We start from the raw sequence: 8265 nt of genomic DNA on the forward strand, positions 1-8265 counted from the left end.
TGGCCTGCAGAACGACCGGTCAGCAGCCCGGAGGAGCCGGTCAGTTCGATCTTGTAGCTCCGCACTTTTGCCGGGGTCGGCATTTGCTCTGCCGGCGCATCCGCGAGCTGCTTGAGCGGCGCGACCGGAGTCGTCAGTGTGAGCCGTCGAAAACGCGAGAAAGGCACGGACACCTCGGTGCCCTCGCCGTGCGGCCTCAACACGAGTCTTGCGCCGGCCGCATCGAACCGGACCAGCTGCATCTCGACGCACGCGCCACTGCGGCTTTCAATGCGGCAGGGCTGCAAGACGCCGGCCACGATCGGCGCGCAGTGCAACACGAACGGCGGCGCAGGCCACTCCCACTCATTGAGGGCATCGAACTCGATGACAGGGAAAGGTGCAGAACTGTGCAGTGTCATGGCTTGTACAAAGCGACCACCGGGCGAGCGCTTCTCCGAGTGGCAGGCGTGGCGCTGATCGATCGGGCAACTGGGTCAATTGATGAACTCGCGCCAGGACGTGCGAAGACCCACCGCCGATACGGGTGCCGGCGGAACGTCCAGTGTCATGCACTCACCGTCGCGCGAACACACGATGGTTCTTGAGCGAGCCGTCGGCAAGCTGGATCACCTCCTGCCCCGCGGGCGTCGTGTCGTCCACCAAGGAAGCGGATTGAGGGTCAACATAGGTCGATTTCCAGGAAGAAGACGATCATGACTATGAAGTGCATCTTGCCGATGCAGTGAAGAACTGCCTCTCGATTTATGTTCAAAGTCACGCTCTGCCAAGCTGAGAGTGCTGGCGTCTCATGCCCGTCAGCTTCCTGACCGCCACGCAACGTGAGCGCTACGGCCATTTCCTTGTCGGCCGACGCTCAGGGCGACCACGGTGGACAGTTCCGTGGCCAGAGTTCACCTATGCAGGTGCGATACACTGAATACAGATATCGAAAGGCTCTACGATGGCGACTTCCATCCGACTCGACCCGGAGATTGAACAGCGGCTCGACCACCTGGCGGTCATGACGGGCCGCACCAAGGCGTACTACCTGCGCGAGCTGGTGACAAACGGACTGGAGGACTTGGAGGATTTCTACTTGGCCTCAGCCACGATGGAACGCGTCCGCAAGGGCCAAGAGCCCGTCTACAGCCTCGAGGACGTGGAGCGTCAGCGTGGCTTGGCGGATTGAGCTGACGGGTACGGCGGCCAAGCAGCTCGGAAAGCTGGACCGGAACGATGCCAAACGCATCCTCGCCTTCTTACGCGAGCGCCTGGCGTCCCACGAAGATCCTCCCAGCCTGGGCAAGGCCTTGACCGGCCCGACGCTGGGCACCTTCTGGCGCTACCGAGTCGGCGACTACCGCGTCATTTGCGACATCGAGGACAGCGCCCTTCGCATCCTGGTGATCGAGATGGGTAACCGAAAAGACGTCTACCGTTGAGCGGCGTAGAAGCAGCTGTAGCAGCTCGCTAGAAGCTTCCCCTTTGAGCTCCCTCGATTCGGTCCTGGATCGGCTCGCCTCTTCGGCTCCGGCTTTAGCCGGACGCTAGGCCGTCCTCGGTGATAAGGCCCGCGCGAAAGGGTGTGGTACTCCGCTGCCCCCTCTTGAGCATCGGACAGAAGCACCGGAAGGTCGTCGCTGGTCTGCTCGTTGCAGTGACTGCGCCGCGGTGATGACTCTGCCGGTCGACTCCCATCTCGTGGTCCAGCCGATCAGTGAGGCATGCGGTTTGCTCACCGGCTAGCAGCCGAAAGCGTCCCGCTTTCGCGAAAGGAATCACATGAACGCGATGAAGTTATCCGCTCTGCTGACCGCCGCAGCGGCCACCCTTCTGACGGGCTGCAATTCTATGAATCGGAATTCGGCAATGCCGAGCGGTGCTGCGGCGCCCGATCTCCAACGGACGAGTGCAATGTCGGCGGAGCAGATCATCGCCGCTTGGCCGGAGCGCCCGCGGCTCGGGGCGGCTCAGATGATGGCCAAGTACGGCCGTCCGCACGAGGTGACGTCCGAACGGCTCGTCTGGCACAACGTCGGCGCCTTTAAACGGGTCGCAGTTCTGAAGCTCGAAACACCGCACAACTTCCCTCTGCCGCACGTGGACTTTCTGGAGCACACCATCGCCTACGACGTGCCCCAGGACAAGGTCGGCGACTTGATCGCATTCGATGCCAGCAGCACGATCAACCGCACGGTCGGCGAGCTGTCGGCGCGCTGCGATCTGGAAGGGCACAACATCCTGACCTTGAACCTCGATCACGACATCGTCACCGGCAAGAAGACCGTCGCGCAGGCGCGGCAGGCCTTCGGCGACATCGTCAAGCAGGACGTGGCGGGCAAGCACCCGCCCTATGTCGAGGCGCTTCAGTTCCAGCCACCGAGCGCGAGCGCCACGCCCTTCGCCGACAAGCCGGTCATCGCCGGCTCACCTCTGCCACCAGCCGAAGCACCCGCTGCATCGAGAGGAACGGCCAATGCGGAGATCCTCGCTACCGTCATCGCCGTCGACATGAACGAAGTGCTCGCGGCCGGGCAAGCCAAGATGAAGAAGCTCAGTGCGCCGGTGATGGACTACGCGAAGATGCTGCACGAGCACCACGGCATGAACATGGACCAGACCATGAAACTGGGTCTACAGATCGGCGTCACACCGGTCAACACGCCCAAGGTCGAACGCGTGCAGAAGAAGGGCGCGGCAGAGCTTGCCGCGCTCGTGCCGCTGAACGGCGAGCCGTTCGAGCGTGCCTACATCGCGGCCATGATCAAAGGCCACGAGGAAGCGCTGAACATGATCGACAACGACCTCGTCAAGGCAGCGAGCAACGAGCCCTTGAAGAACCATCTTGCGAAAACGCGGGCCGAGATCGCCGCACACCTCGAAAAGGCGAAGACGCTGCAAGGTCGGATGAAGGGTTAGCAATCTCTCCCCGGCGCGTCGGCGAAACCTCAGCCCGAGCCGCCGCACAGCGTGCTCACCATCGGTCTCATCGATCGCGAAGGCGAGCCAACTCACGAGGCGGTCGAGCGCATCCTGGCTTTTCTTGCGGAACGTCTGCGCTAGTCACGCGACCTACATCCCGAGCAGCGAGCCCAGCACGCGCGCGATTGCGCCGTCAAACGCAACACGCCCTTCGACCGAGGTGCGGCAAATGCATTCGCCGCACGTTGCAACGACTGGCTGGTGATGGACGCTGTCATCGGCTTCGTCGAAATCGCCGGCAGCGAAGCGCTCGTCGCCGTCGTGGAAGGCGCCGTGCAGGACTTGGGTGAGCTCGCCGCCGCGATGGCTGTGCTCCGGCAGAACCTTGCCAGCAGCAACGCGCAGCAGGTACACGTTGGCGGCTGCGTCGGCGAGCGTGACCCGGCTCCAGCGCACGCCGTGCGCGATCCGGCGCCAGGCGCTAGCCGTGGCACCGCGCAGGCTGCGCGGCCACGCCACGCCTGCCGGAAGGCTTGCCCGCAAGCGGCTTGGCGCGCCTGCGTGCCCGCAATAACCGGCAGGAAGTCATTGGGGTCGCCACCGGGCGGCAGGAGAGAACGCAGCTCTCGCAAAGCTCGCAGCATCTCCGTAAGCGCGGTCTCAAGGCCCTATTGCTCGGGCGAGGTCGAATGAGCACGATCAACTGGATCGTGCGTGCCTCGCGGCGGTCTGTTCGGGATCCGTTGCGCGGCCGACCGCATCGCGCATTCGCACAGTGCCATTCATCCGTGCAGCCATCAGCCGCAGCAACTCGTCCCCGGCCGACTGGCCGAGGGTTACATTGATCCGGTTGAAGCGATCACCATTGATAAACAGTACCGCGAACTCGTACTGGGGATCGGTGCGCGCCTTGTGCAGCGCGCCGTCGATGCGCTCGATCACGACGGCTCGATTCGGCATCAAGGTCAAACTGTCGATCCGTGTCGCGTCTCGCAGCTGGCTGACAAGTCGCTGCTGCTCCTGCTGCACGACCAGTGTGACGTCGCTGACGCTGCACATCAGTGTCGTTTCGTCGAGCCTCAAGAGGCTGATTGCCAGCGTCGACGGCAGCTCGGCCGGCTGGCCGACTGAAGTCAGCCGCACACGCAATCCATCGCAGATCACGGCGCCAGGTTCACTTTCCGCGACCGCCAGTTCACGCAGTTGCGGTGCCACCGGATCGAGCACATCGAACAGGTTCAGCAGGTCGCCGTGTGGTGCCAGCGGCATCAGTAATTGCGTCGACATGGGGTTGATCATGGTGATCTCCCCTTCGGACGTGGCCTGCACTAGGGCGTGTTAACACTACTTGATTCGAGCATGCATGATGCGAGAAAATTCATGCATGGAGATCACGCAAGCCCAATTCGAGCAGATCGAACATTGCCTTCCCACGCAGCGTGGCAACGTCAGTCTGTTGAACCTGACCGTGCAGTGCTCTACGTCGCAGAGCATGGCTGCAAGTGGCGCGGACTGCCCAAGCGATTCGGCAACTGGCACACCATCTACACGCGCATGAACCGCTGGTCCAAGGCGGGCGTTCTCGACCGGGTGTTCGAGCAACTGCAACGTGCTCAGGTGGTGCGCATCAAGATCGAAGCCGTGTCGCTCGACAGCACGAGCATCAAGGTGCATCCCGATGGCACCGGAGCGCTAAAGAAACGGCCCGCAAGCCATCGGCAAATCCAGCGGCGGTTGGAACACCAAGATTCATATGGTTGCCGCGGATGCTCGAACGGCCATAACGTTCTCGCTGTCGCCGGGACAGGCGCACGACGCGCCCGAGGGCCGCGCGCTCTTGCGCAAGCTGGGCAGTCCCGACCGTCCGCTGCACCTGCTGATGGATCGTGCCTACGAGGGCAACGAGACGCGGCAACTGGCGCTCGATCTGGGCTTCATCCCAGTCGTGCCGCCGCTCAGTACCAGGATCGAGCCCTGGGAGTAAGACCGCCAGATGTACAAGCGGCGCAACGAAGTCGAGCGACTGTTCCGCCGACTCAAGGGCTATCGTCGCATCTTCTCTCGCTTCGAGAAGCTCGATGTGATGTTCCTCGGCTTCATCAGCTTCGCGTTGATCGCGGATGGACTGCGGTTGTGTTAACAGGCCCTAGGCCGATCGGCGCCCGGTACAGAAACGCGATCAGCGCCTCGTAGGCGGCCGGAGTCGCAGCCGACATGGTTCAGAGTTGACGTGTTATGCCGGCTGTGCAGCGGAGGATGCGCGGCGAAGGTCGGCGTGCCAGCGCTCGACCCGGTTGCGGCCGTTCGATTTTGCTGCGTACATCGCTACGTCGGCCCGCTGGATCAACGTGTTGATTCCCTCCACGCCTTCTTCCATCGCGGCGATGCCCACACTCACCGTGTAGCGGATCGGCGTACCGTCTACCTCGACGGATTGTTCGGCGATGCTGCGACACAGACGCAAGGCCACTGCTTCGGCGCCCTCGATCGTGGTCCCAGGCAGCAGCGCCACGAACTCCTCGCCGCCGATCCGAGCCACGACATCGATCGCGCGGAAGGTGGCGGACAGACCCGCCGCGAGGTGCCGCAGCACCGCATCACCCGCAGCGTGACCGTGCAGATCGTTGATCCGCTTGAAGTGATCGGCGTCGATCATCACCATTGAGAGCGGGCGCGGGGCCCGTTTCCAGCGCTGCAGCTCGAGCTCCGCGCCATCGAAGAAGGCGCGGCGGTTGGCCAGCCCCGTGAGGTGGTCACACGACACGGAATTGCGCAGCGCTTCGGTCGCTTCTCGGCGGTCGGAGACGTCTCGGATGATGAGGCTGTAAGCGCGGGCCTCGGACTGCGCCTCGTCGGGCGCATGCAGTGGCGCGATGAGGCAACTGCCCCAGTAGCGCGTGCCATCGGAGCGCATGCGCCAGCCCTCATCCAGACTCCAGCCGCTTTCATCGGCCTCGCAGAGACGGTCGAGCACCCTGTCGGCAGACATGCCATCGGGCGGGTAGAAGAGCGAGTAATCCTGTCCCACCACTTCATGCTGCTCGAAGCCGGTGACGCGGCCAATGCTCGCGTTCCAGCTTTGAAGGCGGCCGCACTCATCCAGCGCAACGAGCGCGTAATCGATGAGGCCGGTGACGAGCGTATTGATCCAGGCTTGGCTTTGCCGCAGCTCGCGGTCGCGCTTGACCGATTGCGTTACGTCGCTGAGCACAGCCATGAGGCGCTCAGCGTCCAGCTTGAGCAGACTGAGTGAAAGGATCTGGGAGTCCTTGCGACCCTGCGCTCCAGCGTTGATCTGCAAATGCATCGCTTCGCAGATCATGCCGTGCGTGCTCTCGAAGGTTTGCACACGGTGACGCAGGTCAGGTGCCAAGCCCTCGAGCGCGGTGAAGAGATTGGTCAGCTCGCCGTTGCGCGACAGTGGCATGAGCAGCTGGGCGCATATCGGGTTGACCATCAGGATCTCGCCGTCACTGCGCGCCTGCACGAGCCCGATCGGCGCCATGTAGAGGAACTGGAGCAGCGCCTCGTACTCTTCCCCGACGGTGGTGGACGGCATGGGTCTAAGCCCGCTCAGGCGGGCCGATGGACGAGTACGTAACGCGTTGCCTCGGCAGGTGAGGCCAGCAGCCGAAGCTTGACCTTGACCGGTCGCATCCGAAGGGTCAGGACGTAGTCGATCGTCACGTCGAGGCTTACGTGCGCTTCAAGCGCATCCTCGAAGCGCTGTGCCACCATGAAGTTGTTCATGCAGGGTGCGACGACCGTGAAGAGAGCGTGGCCCAGCACCCGCGGGAGCGACAGCCCTGCAGCCTTGGATTCAAAGCTGTTGTAGCGTCGCACGAGGCCTTTGTCGTCGACCCCGATGACGCCGAAATCGAGCGCATCGAGCTCCTCGTCGGTTGACCGATCCAGGTGGGTCTTCAGGCTGACGTCAGCGAAGGTGAAAGCTGTGGCTGTGTTCATGATGTCCATCGTGCTCGCGGTGTGCCCGTCGTGCGCGGGCAAGGTTGATGCGGTTGCTTGCCGAAGATATCGGCGGTATGCGCCACGACTTGAACGAGCGGGTCGACGTGGCGCCTGTGAGATACGAGAACGCTCTTCCTACGGCACACGGGGGTGAATCGTAAGCGGTCTTTTGACCGCTGCCTTGCGCCTACGGCGGTCTGCTGATCAGCGGCCGGTCATTGCGATGCGCCAGGGGAGCAAGGCCTCGTAGTCGTCGACGGTCCTGGCCTTGGGCAATTCGACGAGCAGCGCCTTGAGGTACTGGTAGCCCTCGATCCCGTTAGCCAGGCAGGTCTGCAGCAGCGAGTACAGGTTCGCGCTGGCATGGGCGCCGGCCACCGTGTCGGCGAAGAGCCAGTTGCGGCGCCCGACCACGAACGGACGGATCGCGTTTTCACAGGCGTTGTTGTCGATCGGGAAGCGTCCGTCCTCGACGTAGCGCACGAGCTTGCGCCACTGCGCCGTCACGTAGTGCAGCGCCTTGCCCAGCAGGCTGCCCGGCAGCACGCCGTGCAGGTGCTGCAGCGCCAGCGCTTCGATCTGCTCGAGCACCGGTTTGCTGTGCGTCTGGCGGCGCTGTCGCACAGCTTGCACATCCAGCTCGGCATCGCGCGCCTCGGCCTCGACCTTGTACAGCAGGCCGATCAGTTCGATGAAGCGCGCCGGCAACTGCTCCGGCCCGCGCTTGTCCTTGGGCAGTGCCTGCAACGCCTCGTGGAAGTAGCGTCGGCAGTGGGCCCAGCAACCCAGGTGCACCAGCCGGTGCTGCTCGGCAATAGTGGCGTACGGCTCGTAGCCGTCGCTCATCAGCACGCCGCTTGGGCGCATGCCTTCGTACAGTGTCCTGGCCGCCTGGGTACTGCGGCTCGGCGAGTAGCCGAACAGCCGGATCGGCGGGCCGGTGCCGTCGCGGCCGCTGGCCTGGGTCATCTGCACCCACATGTAGCTCTTGGCCTGGGCCTTTCGACCGGGCTCCTTGAGCACCTGCACCTCGGTCTCGTCGCCGTGGACGATGAACGAGTCCAGCAGAGCGTCGCGCATCAGGTTGATCACTGGCTGCGTCGCTTGACCGACCCGCACGACGCTGGCGGCCAGCGTGTTGCGCGACAGGTCCGTACCGCCGAAGCGGCCCAGCAGCGCGGCCTGCCGGTACAGCGGCAGCCCAACGTGATCACCCAGGCCAGCGCCGCCTCGCTGAGCAAGCCCTTGGGGATCACCTGCGGCGGCTTGACCGCAAGGCGCAGCCCGCCGTCGCAGCACGGGCAGGCGTACTTCACCCGCTCGTGGCGGATCACGCGCACCTGCTGCGGCACGATGTCCAGCTGCTCGCTTGTCTGCACGCCGATCTCGCGC

The 8265-nt window shown here is 63.8% G+C and carries 8 protein-coding genes and 2 pseudogenes; 4 read left to right on the top strand and 6 right to left on the bottom strand.

Annotated features, from left to right (window positions below; all coding sequences use genetic code 11):
- Window positions 1-299 (bottom strand): hypothetical protein (locus H0W40_RS17945; RefSeq protein WP_292448986.1); only part of this gene is annotated, 299 nt, incomplete at its 3' end.
- A gap of 644 nt (window positions 300-943) precedes the next feature.
- On the opposite strand from H0W40_RS17945, the gene H0W40_RS17950 reads away from it, so the two are divergent.
- From H0W40_RS17950 to H0W40_RS17960, 3 genes are all read left to right on the top strand, one after another.
- Window positions 944-1171 (top strand): DUF6290 family protein, encoded by a 228-nt coding sequence (locus H0W40_RS17950; RefSeq protein WP_292448988.1) that lies wholly within the window; start codon window positions 944-946, stop codon window positions 1169-1171.
- Window positions 1155-1424 (top strand): type II toxin-antitoxin system RelE/ParE family toxin, encoded by a 270-nt coding sequence (locus H0W40_RS17955; RefSeq protein ID WP_292448989.1) that lies wholly within the window; start codon window positions 1155-1157, stop codon window positions 1422-1424. Before H0W40_RS17950 ends, H0W40_RS17955 begins: the two co-directional genes overlap by 17 nt.
- Before the next feature lie 472 nt (window positions 1425-1896).
- Complete coding sequence (locus H0W40_RS17960; RefSeq protein ID WP_292448991.1) at window positions 1897-2901, top strand: DUF4142 domain-containing protein; 1005 nt, start codon at window positions 1897-1899, stop codon at window positions 2899-2901.
- A 153-nt stretch (window positions 2902-3054) separates the two neighbouring features.
- Here H0W40_RS17960 and H0W40_RS17965 read toward each other — a convergent pair whose 3' ends face one another.
- Window positions 3055-3423, bottom strand: a complete 369-nt coding sequence (locus H0W40_RS17965) for a cupin domain-containing protein (protein ID WP_292448992.1) — start codon at window positions 3421-3423, stop codon at window positions 3055-3057.
- A gap of 180 nt (window positions 3424-3603) precedes the next feature.
- A complete protein-coding gene (locus H0W40_RS17970) occupies window positions 3604-4203 on the bottom strand; it encodes a GGDEF domain-containing protein (protein WP_292448994.1) in 600 nt (199 codons plus the stop codon).
- Window positions 4204-4288: 85 nt separating this feature from the next.
- Here H0W40_RS17970 and H0W40_RS17975 point away from each other — a divergent pair.
- Window positions 4289-5044, top strand: a pseudogene (locus tag H0W40_RS17975) (IS5 family transposase).
- A 93-nt stretch (window positions 5045-5137) separates the two neighbouring features.
- On the opposite strand, the gene H0W40_RS17980 reads toward H0W40_RS17975, so the two are convergent.
- From H0W40_RS17980 to H0W40_RS17990, 3 genes and pseudogenes are all read right to left on the bottom strand, one after another.
- Entirely contained in the window at window positions 5138-6409 is a 1272-nt protein-coding gene (locus tag H0W40_RS17980; protein ID WP_292448995.1) for a sensor domain-containing diguanylate cyclase, read from the bottom strand.
- A gap of 68 nt (window positions 6410-6477) precedes the next feature.
- The gene (locus H0W40_RS17985) at window positions 6478-6879 is read right to left on the bottom strand and encodes a phosphonate transporter (RefSeq protein ID WP_292448997.1); all 402 of its coding nucleotides are present in this window, start codon (window positions 6877-6879) and stop codon (window positions 6478-6480) included.
- A gap of 198 nt (window positions 6880-7077) precedes the next feature.
- A pseudogene (locus tag H0W40_RS17990) lies at window positions 7078-8265 on the bottom strand (IS66 family transposase); the annotation flags it as partial.

Source organism: Methylibium sp. (assembly GCF_013817345.1).
Lineage (GTDB): Bacteria > Pseudomonadota > Gammaproteobacteria > Burkholderiales > Burkholderiaceae_C > Methylibium.